This is a genomic window from Clostridium paraputrificum AGR2156 (assembly GCF_000424025.1).
GTDB classification, from domain to species: domain Bacteria; phylum Bacillota; class Clostridia; order Clostridiales; family Clostridiaceae; genus Clostridium; species Clostridium paraputrificum.
In genome coordinates this window covers 121727-139676 of sequence record NZ_AUJC01000007.1, presented here as the reverse complement: position 1 = coordinate 139676, position 17950 = coordinate 121727, and the positions used below count along the sequence as shown (strand labels likewise).

Sequence of the window (17950 nt, the reverse complement as noted above, 5' to 3'; positions counted from 1 at the left end):
TAAAATAATGAGGTATATAAATACAGGAGAATTTGATTCGGAAGTTTTAAACCAAAGAGGAGTAGTAATTGTTGATTTTTATGCAACTTGGTGTGGACCTTGTAAGATGCTTACACCAGTACTTGAAAGTATAGATAATGAAATGGAAAATATAAAAGTAGTTAAAGTAGATATAGATGAAAGTAGGAGATTAGCAATGAATTATGGTATTCAAAGTGTTCCTACAATAAAGATATTCAAGGATGGAAGAGAGGTAGTTACAAGAGTAGGATTTCAGCCTAAAGAAACATTAGAAAATATTATTCAAATGATTATGTAGAGGAAGTGTAAAAATTGCAGGAACGATATGATATAGCTATAATTGGGACAGGCCCTGCAGGATTATCAGCAGCACTAAATGCTAAAATAAGAAATAAATCATTTATATTGTTTGGAAGTAATAATCTAAGTCCTAAAATAGCCAAAGCACCTAAGATAAATAATTTTTTAGGTTTTCCCAACATGAGTGGTAAAGAAATGGGAATGGCTTTTAGGGAGCATATAAATTCCATGGGAATAGAGATTACAGAAGAGAGAGTAAATAATATTTATTCAATGGGTGATTATTTTGCATTAATGGTAAATGATAAGATGTATGAGGCAAGAGCAATAATAATTGCAACAGGGGTAGAGTTTTCTAAACCTATAAAAGGAGAGTTAGAGTTTTTAGGTAGAGGGGTAGGTTACTGTGCAACATGTGATGCACCTCTTTATAGTGGAAAGGATGTAGTAATAGTATCTTCTAATGAAGAAGGTGAAAGAGATGCTAATTATGTATCGGAGTTAGCAAAAAGAGTATACTATGTTCCATTATATAATGGAGAATACAGAATTAATAGTAATATAGAAGTGGTAAAAGACAGACCTATGGAAATTATAGGTGATGATAAGGTTAAGAAGATATTATTAAAAAGTAATAAAATAGATACTGATGGAGTATTTCTTTTAAAAGATGCAATTTCTCCATCTCAACTTGTGCCTGGACTTCTAGAGATAGATGGACATATAATGGTTGATAATCATATGAGAACAAATTTAAAAGGATGCTTTGCAGCAGGAGATTGTGTTGGAAAACCATATCAATATATAAAAGCTGCTGGTGAAGGGAATATAGCATCACTATCAGCAGTTGCATATTTAGATGGAAGATAATAATTTGAGAAAATTGAAAAAATATCATAATTAGAATTTATATATATAAAGGACTAAATTAAAATTATAAGTATTTTAATTTAGTCCTTTTATATTAACCTTGAGACATTTCTTGTTTTACAGTTGCTATTTCTTCAGGAGTAGCAGGTTGTGCAGGAATATAATATCCTTTTTCTTTAGCTATTTTAAATAAATTATATTGACGAGTTTCATCTTCATTTCTCATAGTTATTATTTGTTGACGAAGTTGTTCGTTCTCAGTTTGAGAAATTATTCCACCATATCCTGCTAAACTAGCATTTAATCCAGCAAGGTAATCGCTAATCATTTCCTTTTCTTGCATTTTTACATTCCTCCTATCCTAAGAAAGTCATTAATTTATCTTTATTTGTTTTTGCATCTTGTGCATCTTTTGTAAGTATTTGTTTTAATTGAGGGTCAGTACATTGTTGAGCATAGAAGTTTAACTTCTTCTCAATAGTGCAGTGAGCTCCAATTAAATGACGTAAGTTTTGTAGCTCTAATTGATTTAAGTTAGCCATAGTTATATCTCCCTTCAAAAAAACTTCAATATTAACTTTTACAATTCACTATCGATTTATACATAAAAAACTTGGATTATTATCCTTAAACTTTTTTTAATATCTATTTAGTTTTTCTTTAGTTTTTTCACAATATATATTAAGAAATACTATTTAGAATAAAGACATAACGAAAGAGAAGGAGATAATACCTATGAATATGGAAATCTTAATGAATTATTTTTCGCAATATGGACTAATAGTTTTCTTTATAATAATTTTTCTTGAATATCTAAATGTACCAGGCTTGGCAGCTGGTATAGTAATGCCTCTTGCAGGTGTATGGGCAGCTAATGAAGGAATAGGTTTTTTTACAGCTATTTTTATATCAGTAATAGCTGGACTTTTAGGAAGCTTGGTTCTTTACGCAATAGCTAGAATAGGTGGAGAAATATTTTTAAAGAAATTAATAAATAAGTTTCCTAGTCAAGAAAAAACAATAAATAACAAACTAGACTACTTAAGACAAAAGGGAAGTGTAGGAGTTTTTGTTAGTAAATTAATACCTATGGCAAGAACATTAATAGAAATTCCAGCTGGAGTATTAAAGATTGATTTTATGAAATATTTTTGTAGTGCTGGGTTAGGAATATTCGTGTGGAATTTAATATTTGTAGGGTCAGGATATATATTTGGTGAAGCTGTATTTCAAAAGCTAACATTTTTATAAGGAGGATATAAAATGAGAATTGCAATGTTAACCAATAATTATAAGCCTTTTGTTGGAGGGGTTCCAATATCAATAGAAAGATTATCTAAGTCTTTAAGAAGTCTTGGACATGAAGTTTATATCTTTGCTCCAACTTATGACAATCAGTGTGATGAGGAATTTGTAATAAGATATAAATCCCTAAAAGGAAAAATATCAGGAGGAGTTGTGCTTCCTAATATATTTGATATAGAAATAGAGAAAAAGTTCAAAGCTTTAAAGTTTGATGTTATTCACGTACATCATCCAATGTTGTTAGGGAACATAGCTCAGTATCTAGGAAGAAAATATAATATTCCAGTTATATATACTTATCATACAAGATATGAAGAATATCTACATTTCCTAAAACCTTTTGAGTTATTAGAAAGTAGAGGAGACAAGATAGGAGATAAAATTTTAAGTTATAGTAAAGAAAAGTTTATACCTAATAGAGTAAAGCACTTTGTTAATAGGTGCGATTTGGTTTTTACACCCACAGAAACGATGAAGGGATATTTATTACAGAGTGGTGCGGAAAGTAAAATAGAAATACTACCTACTGGACTAGAAGATGAATACTTCGATTTAAATGGAAATGAAAGTAAAGAAATAAGAAATACCTATATTGGAGATAATAAATATTTATTTTGTACTGTTTCAAGACTTAGTAAAGAGAAGAACTTACACTTTTTTATAGATGGATTACTAGAACTAAAAAATAAAATAGGTGATTGTTTTAATACTATGGTTATTGGTGATGGTCCATTAAAGAAAGAGCTAGAAGAAAGAGTTCAGAGATTAGGTCTTCATAATAATGTTACTTTTATAGGGAAAGTTGATAATAAAAAGATAAAAGACTATTACGGTGCATGTGATTTATTTCTTTTTTCTTCAAAGTCAGAAACTCAGGGGATAGTTCTTCTTGAAGCTATGGCATCAAAGCTCCCTGTAGTAGCAGTTAAAGCTTCAGGTGTAATGGATGTAGTAAAGAATGATGTTAATGGATATATGACAACTGAGAACAAAGAAGACTGGGCTAAGAGGATATTGGATATTATAATGAACAATAATCTAAGGTTAAAACTTAAAGATGGAGCTTTTAGAACATCAAAAGAATACTCTAACTCTAAAATTGCTAAATTGGCCCTACATTATTACGAAGAGGTAATATTAGAATGTTATAGAAGGGGACAAGAGTATGCATTTAAAATTGGATAGGAATAGATTACTTAGTAAAGTTTATATAAGCTATTTAAGATTAATATGGAAAACAAGTTCTATTGAATATGAAGGAGAGATAAATGATTTTTCCAACAGTATAATTGGATTTTGGCATGGTGACAGCTATGTTATGAATTTAGCAATTAATAAATTAATATCGAAGGATATAGATTTACAGGTTGTGGTTACTGCTGACAAAAGAGGAGATTATATTGAGAATATCCTAAATTACTATGGAGGGAAAGCACTGAGGATGCCAGATGGTATAAAGATGAAGGGGTTTTTAAAAGAACTTAAAACAGAAAGTAAGAAGGAAAATGGAACTCTAGCCATTGCTCTTGATGGACCATTAGGACCCTTCCGTGAACCAAAGAAAATAGCACCTCTGTTATCAAATGAATCTGGTAAAGAATTAATAGGATTTAAAATAGATTATTCTAATAAGATATACTTAAATAAAAGATGGGATAAATATTCAATACCATTACCATTTACAAGTATAAAAATAAATACTGTAAATTTTGGAGTGGTAACAAAGGATGATTTAAGAGGTTATAGAGAATATTCTAAAGAGTTAGAGAAGTTTCTTTAGAAATTCTTTAGATTTATCTAGATATTATCTTTAGTAATGTTACTTATACTTTAATTAATAGGCGATAAATGATATCTTTATCTATGTATTTAATAAGAAAAGAGGTATTGCGATGAATACATATAATGTTTTAGTTGTAGAGGATGAAAAGGAAATTGCAGATGCAATAGAAATATATTTGAAGAATCAAGGATATAGGGTATTTAAAGGATCAAATGGAATAGAGGGGTTAGAAATAATAGATAGAGAAGAGATACATTTAGCTATCGTGGATATAATGATGCCTAAGATGGATGGTATCCAAATGACAATGAAGCTTAGAGAAAATCATGATTTTCATGTAATTATGTTATCAGCTAAATCTGAGGATTTTGATAAAATAACAGGCCTTAATATTGGTGCAGATGATTACGTAACAAAGCCATTTACGCCATTAGAATTACTTGCAAGGGTTAATTCTCAGCTTAGAAGATATTCTAAATATTTGAAGTTGGTTGGCAATAAAGAAATTGAGGAAAATGTGTTTTCAATAGGAGGTCTTGAACTTAGTGTTGATAGAGTTGAAGTTACTGTAGATGGAAAACAAGTGAAAATGACTCCTATAGAATTTAAGATATTACATCTACTTATGAAAAATGCAGGAAGAGTATTTTCATCAGAAGAGATATATGAAAGGGTGTGGAATGAACAAGCAATAAATACTGATACCATAATGGTTCATATAAGAAATATACGAGAGAAGATAGAAATTAATCCTAAGAATCCAAAGTATTTAAAGGTGGTGTGGGGAGTTGGATACAAAATTGAAAAACAATAAGAAAAGTTTATTATTAAGTGTAATAGTAGGAATTATTATTTTAGCAGTATCAATAGGTATGGTAAGTTTTTATCCTAAAATGGTTAGGGTGGCTAAGGAGAAATCTTTATCTGTAAATCCATATATAGATTATTCTCTTCAAAAATATATGTACGATAGTAGTATGGTTCTATATAAAAACTTACTTGAAAAAGAATATGATAAAAATATAGTACCTTCTGATATTTTCATTAAAGATAGAGAAAATGAAAACTATGATAGAAATGATTATAAAGAAAATATAGATCAAAAAGTGTATAATGCAGAAGATTTACTTAAAAAAGGAATCAAAAATCTTGATTATATAATTATAAATAATAAAAGTGGTTTTGAAATTTCTAAAGGTGAAGATAACATTAAAAAGATAGTAAAAGGTGAATTGACAAGTGAAGATGAGCATTATGGATATTATATAGTTATTAAATATGATGAGGTTGGTAATTATACCATAGTAGATATTAAAGGTGCAGAGAAGGATGTTATTACAAATTTATTTTATGGTCTAGAATGGAAACAGTATGGTTATGGTGAAAGTATAACCGTAAGTGGCCCTAAAGATGTTACTATTGCTTATGGAATACCTAAGCTCTTAGAATATAATGATCCTATTAGCTATTGTATAGAAAATAGTAGCAAAAATGCATATGGTGATATTTCTTTATTATATGTAGGAGCATTAGCTGTAATAATTATTATTTTAGCATTATTTACTCCTTCAAGAATATGGAGTAGATGTATTGGTATTAAAAATATATTAAGAATACCCTTTGAAATTTTAGTTGTTTTATTAACTTGTATGATTTCACTAATAGCTTTATTGCCAATGTTAGTATATGAATATGGTAATAATATTAGTAATTTTATAGAGATAATGAAGAGTATAGGTGTATCCCAAAGAACGTCAGAAATAGTATTTATGTTTGGTAATATACTAGGTTTATCAATTATTATATATGGAATTTATTTAGTTATAATAGCAGTGAAAAATATATTTTATATTGGAGCTAAAGAGTATTTTAAAACTAAATCATTAATAGGAATGCTCTTATTAAAATCTAAAGGTTGGATTAAAGAAGGTTATAATAGACTTGTAGAAATAGATTTAAATGATAAATCAAATAAGACTCTTATAAAAATATTAGGTGTAAATTTTATTATATTAAGTATAATGTGCAGTATTTGGTTTTTTGGTATAGGAATATCAATAGCTTATACAATAGTGTTATTCTTTGTGCTAAAGAAATATTTTGATGACGTAAAACAAAAGTATAATATTTTACTTGAAGCAACTAATAAGATTGCAGAAGGAAATTTAGATGTAGAAATAAAGGAAGACTTAGGTTTATTTAATCCACTAAAAGGAGAACTAGAAAAGATTCAATCGGGATTTAAAAAGGCTGTAGAACAAGAAGTGAAAAGTCAAAGATTAAAAACTGAACTTATATCAAATGTTTCCCATGATTTGAAAACACCATTGACTTCAATAATAACTTATGTTGATTTATTAAAGAATGAAAATATTACAGAAGAAGAGAGAAAATTATATATAGAAACAATAGAAAGAAAATCTCAAAGGCTTAAGAACTTGATCGAAGACCTATTTGAGATGAGCAAAGCTACTAGTAAAAATGTTCAGCTTAATATAGTAGACGTGGATATAGTAGAGTTGATGAAGCAAACACAATTTGAATTAAGTGATAAAATTGAAGAATCTTCATTGAAGTTTAAATGGAACCTACCTAGTGAAAAAGTAATTGTTAAGCTAGATAGTCAGAAGACATTTAGAGTTTTTGAAAACTTACTAGTAAATATAGTTAAGTATGCTATGCCAAATTCAAGAGTATTTATTGATATTATAAATAAAGAAGATGGTGTAGATATAGAGTTGAAGAATATGTCTGCTACAGAAATAGATTTTACAGGTGAAGAGATTGTTGAGAGATTTACAAGAGGAGATAAGTCTAGAAATACAGAAGGATCAGGACTTGGACTTGCAATAGCCAAGAGTTTTGTAGAGCTTCAAGGTGGATGTTTTGTGGTTGAAGTTGATGGGGATTTATTTAAAGTAAAAATAAAATTTAAGAAATGATTAGATAAATAGGCGATATAAATATAAGAAGTAAAAAAGGAGCTGTTATAATAGCTCCTTTTTACTATAATTTTTGAACATTTACTGCCATAGGCCCCTTTTCGCCTTCTTGTATATCAAAGGTTACATCTTCACCCTCGTGCAAATCTTTTTCAGGACCTTTTTCTTTTATTTGAGAATGATGAACGAAAACATCTTTTCCATCATTACAAGAAATAAATCCATATCCTTTTTCTTGATTGTACCATTTTACTGTTCCTGTTATACTTGCCATTTTTAATTATCTCTCCTTATTATATGGTGTCTTAGTTAGTATTCCTTTAGAAGAAAATAATTATGTTACAAATAAATAATATTGTGAGTAAAGTTAAGGTATATACATGAATAATAGTTAAGTATATACCTTAAAGTTATATTTTTTTACTGTATCTCTTTCTACTAAGGTATTGTTCAAAATAATTCTTTTGCTATATTCATTGTTGCAATCAATTTTATCTTTAATTAAGCTAGCAGCATTAGTTCCAAGTAGGTGCATATTTTGATCCATAGTAGTAAGTTTTGGTTCTATAAGGCTACTTAATTGAATATTATCATATCCAATAATAGATAAAGCCTTAGGTATTTCTATATTTAGCTTTTTACAAGCATTTATTGCTCCAACTCCCATAAGGTCGTTACAAGCAAATATAGATGTTACATTTAGTTTAGGTAAAAGTTCTATCAGCATAGAGGTTGTATTATCTACAGTTTTTAAGCTGTTACCCTCACCTATATTTATAATGTTTTCATGATGAAAGTTACCGATATCCATCATGAGTTTTTTATAAACCTCTTCCTTAACATCATAAGAATAACTATCTTTGCCACGAATAAATAAAATGTTTCTGTGGTTCTTATCAAGTAGATATCTTAAGGCTAATTTGCACCCTGTAGATTCATCATTTGAAACTGATGATATATTAGGAACAGTTGTATAGCCATTTATAAATACAAATGGTATTTTTTTTGATAATTCGTTATAAAACTTATTTTTAATATTTGATGTAGTAGGGTCAATTACTATAATACCTGCAACGTTTCGAGCAAGCAGATTATTAACACATTTTTTTTCTTCATCTTTATCATTAGATGTGGTCATTAATATAATGGATAAAGAATGTTTCTTCAATTCTGATTCTATCCCATATACAACGCTTGGGAAGAATAAGTTAGTTAAACTAGGAACTATTACACCTATTGTAGTTGACTTTCTTTGAGTAAGTTCCCTTGCTTGCATGTTAGGTATATAGTTTAGTTCTTCAATTGCCTTAAGAACTCTTTTCTTAGTTTCTTCTTTAACAGGATAATTTCCATTCATTACCCTTGATACAGTAGCCACAGAGGTATTTGCCTTTTTTGCTACTTCAGTGATAGTTATGTTCATAGAGTTATTCCACCTTACAATGTTTTTATAAATTTATCAAAGGCTTCTAATCCTTTTTCATCCCTTTTAAATACACCTGCATGAGATAATACTTCTTGGAATTTTAGTCCAACTTCTTCTTTTAAAATTTCCATTACAGTATTCTCTGTAAATGATGGGTATTTGTTAATGATGTAATTATACCACTTAGCGTGTTTAGAAACAATTTCATTAGTTGATATATCTTTTTCACCATCTAAAAGAGCGTTCTTAATTATATTAAGTTCATTTTTTAATCTAGCAGGTAAAACGGCAAGTCCCATAACTTCAATTAAACCAATGTTTTCTTTCTTAATATGATGAACTTCTTCATGAGGATGGAAAAGACCAAGTGGATATTTTTCACTAGTTCTATTATTTCTTAAAACTAAGTCTAGCTCATACTTATTATTTTTGTATCTAGCTATTGGCGTTATAGTATTATGTGGTTCGTTATTAGTGTGACTTAGAATATCTACAGTAGTATCTGAGTATTTTCTCCAAGTAGATAAAATATGGGCAGCTAAGTTTAATAAATCATCCTTATTGTCACTTACTAATCTAACTACAGACATTGGCCATTTTAAACGTCCAACAGTTACTTTTTCATAACCAGGAATGACATAAGATTTTTCTAATAATGCATTTTCCATTGCAAAAGTATATCTTCCACCTTGGTAGTGGTCATGTGACAAAATTGATCCTCCAACTATTGGTAAGTCTGCATTTGACCCTATAAAATAATGTGGAAACTGCTCTACAAATCCTAAAAGATTTTCAAAAGTAGTTCTATTGATTTTCATAGGAACATGCTCACTGTTTAAAACAATACAATGTTCGTTATAGTAGGTATAAGGAGAGTATTGTAAGAACCATTTTGTTTCGTTTAGCTTCAATGGAATTATTCTATGTGTTTCTCGTGCAGGATGATTTAAGGTTCCGTAGAAACCTTCATTTTCTTTGCATAATAAACATTTAGGATAAGATGAAGCTTTTTGAAGCTTAGCCTTAGCTATTTCCTTTGGATCTTTTTCTGGCTTTGAAAGATTAATTGTTATATCTAAATCACCATAAGGGGTAGAGGTTTTCCATACAATATTTTTATTAGTTCTTTCTTTTCTAATATAATTAGAAGCTATACTTAAACCAAAATAGTAATCAGTTGCATGCTTTGGATCTTTTTTATAGAGTCTTGAAAAAGTATTAATTACTTCAGAAGGTCTAGGCATAACACAGTTCATTATTTTTGTATCAAATAAGTCTCTTTCTGTAGTTGAGTTTTCAATCATAGCTTTTGAAACTGCGTAGTCTAAAATATTTTCTAAAATTTCTGTAGGGTTATTTAAAGTTTCATTAACGATTTCTTCTTCAAATTCATTTAGATTTAAAGTTCCAAGTAGCATGTTAATTGAATATATTCTATCTTCTTCTGAGATTAAATCTTTTTGAAGAGCAAAATTTATAAGTCGATTTATCTCATGGTTTATCATAATAAAACCTCCTTAATCATTAAATCCGTCTGGATTTTTAGAATGCCATGTCCATGCTGTTTTTATAATATCTTTAACGTTAGTATATTTAGGCTCCCATTTAAGAAGATTATGAGCTTTTTCGCTTGAAGCTATAAGTATAGCAGGGTCACCAGCTCTTCTTTCTCCTAAGACAACCTTTATTTCTTCACCGGTAGCTTCCTTTGTTGCATCTATCATTTCTTTTACAGAGAAGCCTTTACCGTTTCCAAGGTTAAAGATATTGCTTTCATTTCCGGCTCTTAAATAGTTAAGAGCTTTTATGTGTGCATCTGCAAGATCTAAAACATGGATATAGTCACGGATACATGTACCATCTTCCGTTGGATAATCATCACCAAATACTGTTATATGCTCACGTTTCTTTAAAGGTACTTGAAGTATTAATGGTATAAGATGAGTTTCTGGTGAGTGATCTTCTCCAATACTACCATCTTCTAAAGCACCTGCAACATTGAAATATCTTAGAGAAACAAATTTAATTCCATTAGCTTTGTTTACCCATTTCATCATTTTTTCCATTGTAAGCTTTGTTTCTCCATAGGTATTGGTTGGGTTTGTTTCATCATCTTCTAATATAGGAACTTTTTTTGGTTCTCCATATACAGCAGCTGTGGATGAAAATACAATTTTATCAATGTTGTGTTTAACCATACTTTCAAGTAATACTTGCATTCCATATACATTGTTATTAAAGTAAAGTAAAGGGTTAGTCATGCTCTCACCAACTAATGAGTTTGCGGCGAAATGTATTACAGCTTCAATATTATTTTCTGAGAATACTTTATCTAAGAAAGCATGATCTCTTATATCACCTTTGTAAAATTTAGCTTTTGAATTAATGGCTTTTAAGTGTCCTGTTTGAAGATTGTCCACAATTACAACATCTTCATTACTTTTTATAAGTTGATGAACTGTGTGAGAACCAATGTAACCAGCACCACCACATACTAATATTGACATACTAAAACCCCCTAAAATAGTTTTCTAGTTCCATCAGAAATATCTACTACGTAGAAACTAGGTTTATATCCAATAATTTTTTCATATTTTTCAGTAGAGTAGTTTATGAATTCATCAATAGCATCTTCTTTTACTATGCTTATTGTGCATCCACCAAAACCAGCTCCTGTCATACGTGAACCTATGACTTTATCCTTTTGATCCCAAGCAGCCTCAACTAAAGTATCAAGTTCAATTCCTGTAACTTCATAGTCATCTCTTAAAGAAATATGAGATTGGTTCATAAGTTCACCAAAAGTTTTTATATCATTATTTTCTAAAGTTTTTACAGCTTTTAGAGTTCTTATGTTTTCTAATATAGCATGTTTAGCTCTTTTTCTAATGATAGGGTTTCCTATTTTATCCTTTAAAGATTCAAAATCTTCCTCTGTAAGTTCACCAAGAGAAGATATGGTTTTATATTCCTTTAATATTCTTAATGCTTCTTCACATTCAGCTCTTCTTTCATTATATTTTGAGTCAACAAGTCCACGCTTTTTATTAGTATTTCCTATTACTAGCTTGTACCCATCCATATTGATTTTGCTGTATCTATATTCTAAAGTGTTACAGTCAAGTAAGATTGCACAGTCCTTAGTTCCCATACCAATAGCAAACTGATCCATTATGCCACAGTTTACTCCGATAAATTTATTTTCAGCTTCCTGACTCATTTTAACCATAGAAATCATATCAACTTCTAAATTGAAAGTATCTTTAAGAATTATTGAAGTTAATAATTCAATAGAAGCTGATGATGAAAGCCCTGAACCGTTAGGGATATTTCCATATATTAATACGTTAAATCCATTAGAAATATCAAAACCATGGTCTTTAAAGGTTTTAATAACTCCCTTAGGATAATTAGCCCAATCATGTTCTTTTTCAAATTTAAGTTGATCTAAATCAAATTCTATAACTCCAATATCTTTAAAGTTATTTGAATATAATCTAACCTTTTTATCATCTCTTTTAGTAGTTAGTCCATAAGTTCCTATAGAAAGTGCACATGGAAATACATTTCCTCCGTTGTAATCTGTATGCTCTCCAATCAAATTTACTCTTCCAGGTGAAAAATAAATGTTAGTTGGATTTTCATTAAAGATTTCAGTAAAGTCATTTTTTAAGTTTTCAATAAGTTCCATATTAATACCCTCCTTTATTTACTTTTATAGTAAGCGATTACTATGAAAAAGTAAATACTTTTTTGTTAAATAAAAGAATTTAATTAATTGTTTACATAATTATATTTACAACAATAGTTTTGGAAGAGTATTATATAAACAAGAAGATTAATATATATTATTTAGAGAAAAAAATAGAAAGCGGTTTCTTAGGAGGTATTTATGAGAATTAATGAAGAGTTTGTATTTGAAGATAAGAATGGGAAAGTATATGAGTATACATTAAGAAATGATAAAAATATTGAAGTTAAAATATTGAATTTAGGAGGTATTATTACAGGGATATATGTTCCCGATAGAAATGGAATTTTAGAAAATATAGTTGTAGGATGGAAAAATTATAAAGATTATACATGGGATAGTGGTTATACTGGAGCTTTGGTAGGGAGAACAGCAGGAAGAATTGCAGATGGTAAGATTACTATAAATAAAGAAAACTTTCAGTTATCAAAGAATTCAGGAAATAACACATTACATGGAGGTAATATAGGATTTAATAAAAAGCTATGGAATGTTACTAAATATAATGACCAGGATGAAGTTGGATTAATATTAGAAAGTGTAAGTAAAGATGGAGAAGAAGGGTATCCAGGAAATGTTATTCTAAAGGTAAAGTATTCTTTAAATAATAATAATGAATTATCAATAGAGTATTATGGGACAAGCGATAAAGATACTCTGCTTAATATGACCAACCATTCGTATTTTAATTTATCTGGAAACTTAAAGAGAAGTGTTTTAGATGAGTTTCTAACCATAAAATCTAATAAGTTTGCTGCTATAACAGAAGATGGAGCTTTATCAGGAAAATTGATAGATGTTAATGGAACTGAATTTGACTTTAATTATCCTAAAGAAATAGGAAAAGATATAAATGGAGAACATAATCAATTGAAATTAGGAAATGGATATGATCATCCTTGGAGTTTAGAAAAAAATAATAATGTTAAGGTGAGATTAGAAGATAAGGAATCTGGTAGATCTATGGAAGTATATACTGATAGAGAAGCTGTAGTTGTATATACTACAAATTATCCAGAAGATAATAAGGAGTTATATAGTGGCGGTTTTCTAAAGAAAAATTATGCAATATGTTTTGAAACGCAAGGTATGCCTATAGGAAAAAATGAAACTTTTTTAGATGGATCAATACTTAGAAAGGGAGAGGAATATAAAGCAAAAACTATTTTTAAGTTTACAAATTAACATAGTATAAGTATATTGTTTTAATCAAAATCTGACTGCTATTCAATATAGAAGTCAGATTTTGATTTTTTACTATTTATTTAATTTATCTAAGAAGATTGAGTAAATGTACTATTATCTATGATTTTTCTAGATTTATATAGATATTTAGCTTTTACAGAACCTAATGTAATAATAAATAGAACTAATAATATTGTTATCTCAGATAATACAACCCTAAAAGGTGTTGAATAATTTACAAGTGGTGTTATATATATAAGTTTTATAACTGCTCCGTGGAATATATACATAATTAATGAATTTTGTCCTATAGTATGAAGCTTAGTTACTTTTGATGGAGTATAACTTAGTATTAATCCGCCTAATACAAATGAGCCGACGTAATGAAATATTCTAATAAAGAATGGGAAAAGACGGTTATCATAGTAGAATTCATATTTAGTATATTCAAATAGAAGTTCTAGCATAGTTTGATCCTTTAATAAGTAAAGGACAAATAAAACTACTATAGAAGACAGTAATAAGTGAATTCTATATTTTTTTAACTTTTCTAAGTATTCTTTTTTGAACATCATTCCAACTACAAAATAAGGTAAAAAGAAAAAAGTTCTTGAGACACTAGCATAGCTACCAACACTATCATCAAAACCTATAGCTAAAGAAACAATTAATGATAGTATAAGCCACTTTTTCTTATCCTTTATATAATCTGATAAAATGTACCAGAATATTAAAGATAATAAATACCACATAGTCCATTGTGGTGTGAAAAATTCTAGAGTTAATGAACTGCTAAATACAAATCTATTTAAAAGATAGTAGAAAATTTGTACACATAAATATATCTTGAATATTTTTATTACTTTTTCTTGAGTTGTTCTTTTGCTTTTTGTGCAAAAATATCCTGAAACAAATGTAAATAGGGGCATATGGAACATGTATAGTACCAGTAAGAAGTAATGTGTGTTTAAACAAGACGGTTGTGCATGTTCTAAAGAGTTCCCTATAATTACAGAAATAATTAAAAAGGCTTTAAGATTGTCAAAATAATAATCCCTGGTTTTAATAATAATCCCCTCCCCTTGTATATAAAATATTACATAAATATTACAAAACAATGTCAATTATATTACTTGAATTATATTTGTCAATATAAATAGAAGAAGTAATATTACATAAGTTAGTAAAATAATATTAATAGAGGGTGATGGATATGTGGTTTAAGAACTTATTTAAGAGAAAAAAAAGTAATACTATTAAACAAGAAAATAAAAATATAACTACTGTTGCATTTGTTGCTTTAGAAAATAGAGAACTTCCTAACAAAAGTAACTTTAAAGATTATTTAGATGATAAATTTAACATAAGAATATTTATTAATAAGTGGAAAGAGGATATAGGAACTATAGATATAGAAGATAAACAGGTAATAATAACGTTAATGCCACATCCAATTGATTGGGATGAGATTAATCAATCTTGTGAAAGGGCATGGTACTTTAAACAAGCAAGAAGTAAGATGAGTAAGCATACTGCACATTTAGTTATATCTATTAATGGAAGGTTAGATGAACAAGTTAGGAATTGTATCTTACTAAGCAAGGTAATAGTAGCTATAATAAATTCTACTAATGTATTAGGAGTATATTGGTATAATATACAAACAATAAGGTCCCCGGAGGAATTTGAAAATAAAATTGTAAGTTTAGATGAAGAAAGTCTTCCTATTGAATTATGGGTGGACATAAGAATGCGAATGAATGGAAACTTTAAACAGGATATCTATACTGTAGGAATGGATAAGCTAGGCTTAAAGAATATTGAAATACTTAATTGTAAATTAGATTATTATATTTTATATATTTTTGTGTATGAAGTATGTTTGAATATGGTGTCAAAATGTTATGAGTATAGAGAAAAGGATATAATTGAAGAAGGAAAATATAAGTTCCAAGTTGAATATAATAAAGGATCAATAATTGATAATAAAGAAGTAATAAATTTTATTTCGTTATAAAGGAGGAGTGTTTATGGATTCAGTCTTATTTATAGTTGATATGAACAATGGTTTTGCAAGAGAAGGGGCATTATCAAGTGAACGAGTAGAGAAAATAATACCTAATATAGTAAAGGTGATAGAAGAATTTAAAGATAATGGGGATAGAATTGTGGCATTTACAGATAGTCACAAAAAGGATGCAGCTGAATTTAAGAGTTTTCCACCTCATTGTGTAGAAGGTACAGCAGAGTGTGAATTGGTAGATGAAATTAAGGCATATGAAGAAGATATGAAGGTTATAAAGAAAAATTCTACAAATGCATTTTTGGAAGAAGAGACACAAATAGAAGTAAATGACTTAATTAATAAAGGCGTTAAGAAGTGGTATGTTACTGGATGTGTAACTGATATTTGTGTAAAACAATTTACTTTAACATTAAAAACATACTTTAATAAAGAAAATTTAGATATGGATGTTATAGTAATTAAAAATTGTGTAGATACTTTTGATGCACCTGGTCATAGTGCAGAGGAAATGAACAAATATTCTTTTATGGATATGTTACAAGCTGGTATAGAAGTAATAGAAGAGTTTTAGGAGGAGATTTTTAGTAATCTCCTCCTTTTAATTTATGAATAAGTTGTGTCAATTGAATTAAAGATAAAAAAATATTATAATCTATAAAAGAGAAATAAAATGTAGCAGAAAGTTAGAGGAAGAGTAATGATTAAAGCAATATTATTTGATTTAGATGGAACACTATTAGATACTAATGAATTAATTTATAAGTCATTTTTCCATATGTTTAAAGAGGTATTAGATATAGAATTGCCTAAGACTGAAATAACTAGATTATATGGAAAGCCTTTAGAGAGATCTTTAGAAAAGTATGCAAACAATAGAGAAGAATTAGAAAGAATGATTAATGAATATAGATCCTATAATGCAGATCATCATGATGAAATGTGCGCACCATTTGAAGGGGTTATGGAACTACTTCAAACTCTTAATAGTAAAGGAATTAAGTTAGGAATAGTGACTTCTAAAAGAAAGGCAGTAGCTGAAAGAGGAATGATGCTTGGTGGCATACTTGAATATATGGATGTTATAATATCACCAGAGTCTACTACAAAGCATAAGCCAGAAGGAGAACCAGCTATGAAAGCTTGTGAAATATTGGGGGTAGAGCCTAAAGAAGCAATTATGGTTGGGGATAGTAGTTATGATTTGTTATGTGGTAAAAATGCAGGATGTTTTACTTGTGGAGTTGAGTATACTGCTTTAGATATTAAAGATTTATTAGATGTAAAGCCAACATATATGGTTAAAAAACCTACTGATATTTTGGAACTTGTATAGGAGGGTATATGAACGTACAAATATTTGGAGCTAAGAAGTGTTTTGATACTAAGAAGGCGGAAAGATTCTTTAAAGAAAGAAGAATAAAGTATCAATTAATAGATATGAAAGAAAAAGGTATGAGTAAAGGTGAGCTTTCTTCTGTAAAATCAGCTGTAGGTATTAATGAATTAATTAATACAAAAGCTAAAAATTATTCAAAATCAAACTTAGGTAATATAAGAAGTGCAGAAGTTAAAGAAGAAATATTATTAAAGGATGGAAGCCTTATTGTTACACCTGTAGTTAGAAATGGGAAAAAAGCCACAGTTGGTTATAAACCTGAAATATGGAAAGAATGGATAGATAGTGAATAGATTAAAAGTAGGAATAACCTCTGGCAATAAAGTTGCTAGAGGTTACTTTTTATTAAATCATTGAGTTTTTGATGAAATTTATCATAGAGTTTTATCATTTTATCTTCAGTACAAGCATTATGAATTTCTGAAATAGGTATCCATTTAACACCCTTAGTTTCTTCTTCATTTAGAATAAGCTTAGTGTTTTCATCTCCCTCAAATAGGTAAGCTACTGAAAGATGAAGGTGAGGCGAAACGAATTTTCCTTTTTTATAATGGCCTTCTACAGTAAGAATATCAAGAGAAAAGATGTTTGGAATAATTAGGTTTAGGTTTTGAATTCCTGTTTCTTCTTTTGCCTCTTTTATAGCAATATGTAGTAAGTTATCATCACCATCAGCATGTCCGCCAGTCCAAGACCAAGAATTATAGATTCTATGATAAATCATAAGAACTTTATCTCTAGTTTTGTTTAAAATATAGCCAGAACTTGTTATATGCATTATTTCATTGTCTCTAGTTAAAATATTACTATGATTTCTTATTGCATCTAAAATTATTTTTTTATCTGACTCTTCTTGTGCGTTAAAGGGAACATAGTTTTCAATTTCTTTAATCCAGTTCATTGTAACCTCCATAATAGTAGAAACTCAAAGTTTTAACCTTGAGT

21 protein-coding genes are annotated in these 17950 nt (G+C 28.7%); 12 read left to right on the top strand and 9 right to left on the bottom strand.

What is annotated here, in order from left to right; translation table 11 throughout:
• The first annotated feature begins 4 nt into the window (after positions 1 to 4).
• Positions 5 to 319 (top strand): thioredoxin, encoded by a 315-nt coding sequence (gene trxA / locus G594_RS0108625; RefSeq protein ID WP_027098220.1) that lies wholly within the window; start codon positions 5 to 7, stop codon positions 317 to 319.
• Between the two features lie 14 nt (positions 320 to 333).
• Positions 334 to 1191 carry an NAD(P)/FAD-dependent oxidoreductase gene (locus tag G594_RS0108620; protein ID WP_027098219.1) on the top strand — a complete coding sequence of 286 codons (858 nt, stop codon included), beginning with the start codon at positions 334 to 336 and terminating at the stop codon, positions 1189 to 1191.
• 94 nt (positions 1192 to 1285) lie between these two features.
• On the opposite strand, the gene G594_RS0108615 is transcribed toward G594_RS0108620, so the two are convergent.
• Positions 1286 to 1534 (bottom strand): spore coat protein, encoded by a 249-nt coding sequence (locus tag G594_RS0108615; RefSeq protein WP_027098218.1) that lies wholly within the window; start codon positions 1532 to 1534, stop codon positions 1286 to 1288.
• Positions 1535 to 1547: 13 nt separating this feature from the next.
• The gene (locus tag G594_RS0108610) at positions 1548 to 1733 is read right to left on the bottom strand and encodes a hypothetical protein (RefSeq protein WP_027098217.1); all 186 of its coding nucleotides are present in this window, start codon (positions 1731 to 1733) and stop codon (positions 1548 to 1550) included.
• Between the two features lie 193 nt (positions 1734 to 1926).
• Between G594_RS0108610 and G594_RS0108605 the strand changes: the two genes are divergently transcribed.
• From G594_RS0108605 to G594_RS0108585, 5 genes are all read left to right on the top strand, one after another.
• A complete protein-coding gene (locus G594_RS0108605; RefSeq protein ID WP_027098216.1) occupies positions 1927 to 2442 on the top strand; it encodes a DedA family protein in 516 nt (171 codons plus the stop codon).
• Positions 2443 to 2454: 12 nt separating this feature from the next.
• The gene (locus G594_RS18630; RefSeq protein ID WP_034866277.1) at positions 2455 to 3681 is read left to right on the top strand and encodes a glycosyltransferase; all 1227 of its coding nucleotides are present in this window, start codon (positions 2455 to 2457) and stop codon (positions 3679 to 3681) included.
• Positions 3662 to 4276 carry a lysophospholipid acyltransferase family protein gene (locus G594_RS0108595; protein ID WP_034866239.1) on the top strand — a complete coding sequence of 205 codons (615 nt, stop codon included), beginning with the start codon at positions 3662 to 3664 and terminating at the stop codon, positions 4274 to 4276. Before G594_RS18630 ends, G594_RS0108595 begins: the two co-directional genes overlap by 20 nt.
• A 112-nt stretch (positions 4277 to 4388) precedes the next feature.
• Complete coding sequence (locus G594_RS0108590; RefSeq protein WP_027098214.1) at positions 4389 to 5093, top strand: response regulator transcription factor; 705 nt, start codon at positions 4389 to 4391, stop codon at positions 5091 to 5093.
• Positions 5080 to 7221, top strand: a complete 2142-nt coding sequence (locus G594_RS0108585; protein ID WP_027098213.1) for a sensor histidine kinase — start codon at positions 5080 to 5082, stop codon at positions 7219 to 7221. The genes G594_RS0108590 and G594_RS0108585 overlap by 14 nt, the downstream gene beginning before the upstream one ends.
• Positions 7222 to 7285: 64 nt before the next feature.
• On the opposite strand, the gene G594_RS0108580 is transcribed toward G594_RS0108585, so the two are convergent.
• From G594_RS0108580 to G594_RS0108560, 5 genes are all read right to left on the bottom strand, one after another.
• Entirely contained in the window at positions 7286 to 7495 is a 210-nt protein-coding gene (locus G594_RS0108580; RefSeq protein WP_027098212.1) for a cold-shock protein, read from the bottom strand.
• A gap of 117 nt (positions 7496 to 7612) precedes the next feature.
• Positions 7613 to 8644, bottom strand: coding sequence for a LacI family DNA-binding transcriptional regulator (locus tag G594_RS0108575; protein ID WP_027098211.1), 1032 nt, complete (start codon positions 8642 to 8644; stop codon positions 7613 to 7615).
• A 14-nt stretch (positions 8645 to 8658) separates the two neighbouring features.
• Entirely contained in the window at positions 8659 to 10152 is a 1494-nt protein-coding gene (gene galT, locus G594_RS0108570) for a UDP-glucose--hexose-1-phosphate uridylyltransferase (protein WP_027098210.1), read from the bottom strand.
• 12 nt (positions 10153 to 10164) lie between these two features.
• Entirely contained in the window at positions 10165 to 11154 is a 990-nt protein-coding gene (galE, locus tag G594_RS0108565) for a UDP-glucose 4-epimerase GalE (protein ID WP_027098209.1), read from the bottom strand.
• 11 nt (positions 11155 to 11165) lie between these two features.
• Positions 11166 to 12338: a galactokinase gene (locus G594_RS0108560; protein WP_027098208.1), complete on the bottom strand. Its 1173-nt coding sequence runs from the start codon at positions 12336 to 12338 to the stop codon at positions 11166 to 11168.
• 201 nt (positions 12339 to 12539) lie between these two features.
• On the opposite strand from G594_RS0108560, the gene G594_RS0108555 reads away from it, so the two are divergent.
• On the top strand, positions 12540 to 13583 hold the full coding sequence (locus G594_RS0108555; RefSeq protein ID WP_027098207.1) for an aldose epimerase family protein: 1044 nt from the start codon (positions 12540 to 12542) through the stop codon (positions 13581 to 13583).
• Between the two features lie 89 nt (positions 13584 to 13672).
• On the opposite strand, the gene G594_RS18625 is transcribed toward G594_RS0108555, so the two are convergent.
• Positions 13673 to 14701, bottom strand: coding sequence for an acyltransferase family protein (locus G594_RS18625; RefSeq protein WP_207734569.1), 1029 nt, complete (start codon positions 14699 to 14701; stop codon positions 13673 to 13675).
• 95 nt (positions 14702 to 14796) lie between these two features.
• Between G594_RS18625 and G594_RS0108545 the strand changes: the two genes are divergently transcribed.
• The 4 genes from G594_RS0108545 (at position 14797) to G594_RS0108530 (ending at position 17298) form a co-directional block, all read left to right on the top strand.
• A complete protein-coding gene (locus tag G594_RS0108545; protein WP_027098206.1) occupies positions 14797 to 15600 on the top strand; it encodes a hypothetical protein in 804 nt (267 codons plus the stop codon).
• A 13-nt stretch (positions 15601 to 15613) separates the two neighbouring features.
• Positions 15614 to 16180 (top strand): cysteine hydrolase family protein, encoded by a 567-nt coding sequence (locus G594_RS0108540; RefSeq protein WP_027098205.1) that lies wholly within the window; start codon positions 15614 to 15616, stop codon positions 16178 to 16180.
• 126 nt (positions 16181 to 16306) lie between these two features.
• On the top strand, positions 16307 to 16942 hold the full coding sequence (gene ppaX / locus G594_RS0108535; RefSeq protein ID WP_027098204.1) for a pyrophosphatase PpaX: 636 nt from the start codon (positions 16307 to 16309) through the stop codon (positions 16940 to 16942).
• An 8-nt stretch (positions 16943 to 16950) separates the two neighbouring features.
• Positions 16951 to 17298, top strand: coding sequence for an arsenate reductase family protein (locus tag G594_RS0108530; RefSeq protein ID WP_027098203.1), 348 nt, complete (start codon positions 16951 to 16953; stop codon positions 17296 to 17298).
• A gap of 35 nt (positions 17299 to 17333) precedes the next feature.
• Here the strand turns inward: G594_RS0108530 and G594_RS0108525 are convergent, their stop codons facing one another.
• Positions 17334 to 17906: an NUDIX hydrolase gene (locus tag G594_RS0108525; protein ID WP_027098202.1), complete on the bottom strand. Its 573-nt coding sequence runs from the start codon at positions 17904 to 17906 to the stop codon at positions 17334 to 17336.
• Between the last annotated feature and the right edge of the window lie 44 nt (positions 17907 to 17950).

Excerpts from the sequence above, each read along its gene's own strand:
- galT (WP_027098210.1), bottom strand. The coding sequence starts at position 10,152 with ATGATAAACCATGAGATAAATCGACTTATAAATTTTGCTCTTCAAAAA.
- G594_RS0108540 (WP_027098205.1), top strand. The coding sequence starts at position 15,614 with ATGGATTCAGTCTTATTTATAGTTGATATGAACAATGGTTTTGCAAGA.
- G594_RS0108525 (WP_027098202.1), bottom strand. The coding sequence starts at position 17,906 with ATGAACTGGATTAAAGAAATTGAAAACTATGTTCCCTTTAACGCACAA.
- G594_RS18630 (WP_034866277.1), top strand. The coding sequence starts at position 2,455 with ATGAGAATTGCAATGTTAACCAATAATTATAAGCCTTTTGTTGGAGGG.
- G594_RS0108580 (WP_027098212.1), bottom strand. The coding sequence starts at position 7,495 with ATGGCAAGTATAACAGGAACAGTAAAATGGTACAATCAAGAAAAAGGA.
- ppaX (WP_027098204.1), top strand. The coding sequence starts at position 16,307 with ATGATTAAAGCAATATTATTTGATTTAGATGGAACACTATTAGATACT.
- G594_RS0108615 (WP_027098218.1), bottom strand. The coding sequence starts at position 1,534 with ATGCAAGAAAAGGAAATGATTAGCGATTACCTTGCTGGATTAAATGCT.
- G594_RS0108545 (WP_027098206.1), top strand. The coding sequence starts at position 14,797 with ATGTGGTTTAAGAACTTATTTAAGAGAAAAAAAAGTAATACTATTAAA.
- G594_RS0108610 (WP_027098217.1), bottom strand. The coding sequence starts at position 1,733 with ATGGCTAACTTAAATCAATTAGAGCTACAAAACTTACGTCATTTAATT.
- G594_RS0108595 (WP_034866239.1), top strand. The coding sequence starts at position 3,662 with ATGCATTTAAAATTGGATAGGAATAGATTACTTAGTAAAGTTTATATA.
- G594_RS0108555 (WP_027098207.1), top strand. The coding sequence starts at position 12,540 with ATGAGAATTAATGAAGAGTTTGTATTTGAAGATAAGAATGGGAAAGTA.
- G594_RS0108530 (WP_027098203.1), top strand. The coding sequence starts at position 16,951 with ATGAACGTACAAATATTTGGAGCTAAGAAGTGTTTTGATACTAAGAAG.
- G594_RS0108575 (WP_027098211.1), bottom strand. The coding sequence starts at position 8,644 with ATGAACATAACTATCACTGAAGTAGCAAAAAAGGCAAATACCTCTGTG.
- G594_RS0108590 (WP_027098214.1), top strand. The coding sequence starts at position 4,389 with ATGAATACATATAATGTTTTAGTTGTAGAGGATGAAAAGGAAATTGCA.
- galE (WP_027098209.1), bottom strand. The coding sequence starts at position 11,154 with ATGTCAATATTAGTATGTGGTGGTGCTGGTTACATTGGTTCTCACACA.
- G594_RS0108560 (WP_027098208.1), bottom strand. The coding sequence starts at position 12,338 with ATGGAACTTATTGAAAACTTAAAAAATGACTTTACTGAAATCTTTAAT.
- G594_RS0108605 (WP_027098216.1), top strand. The coding sequence starts at position 1,927 with ATGAATATGGAAATCTTAATGAATTATTTTTCGCAATATGGACTAATA.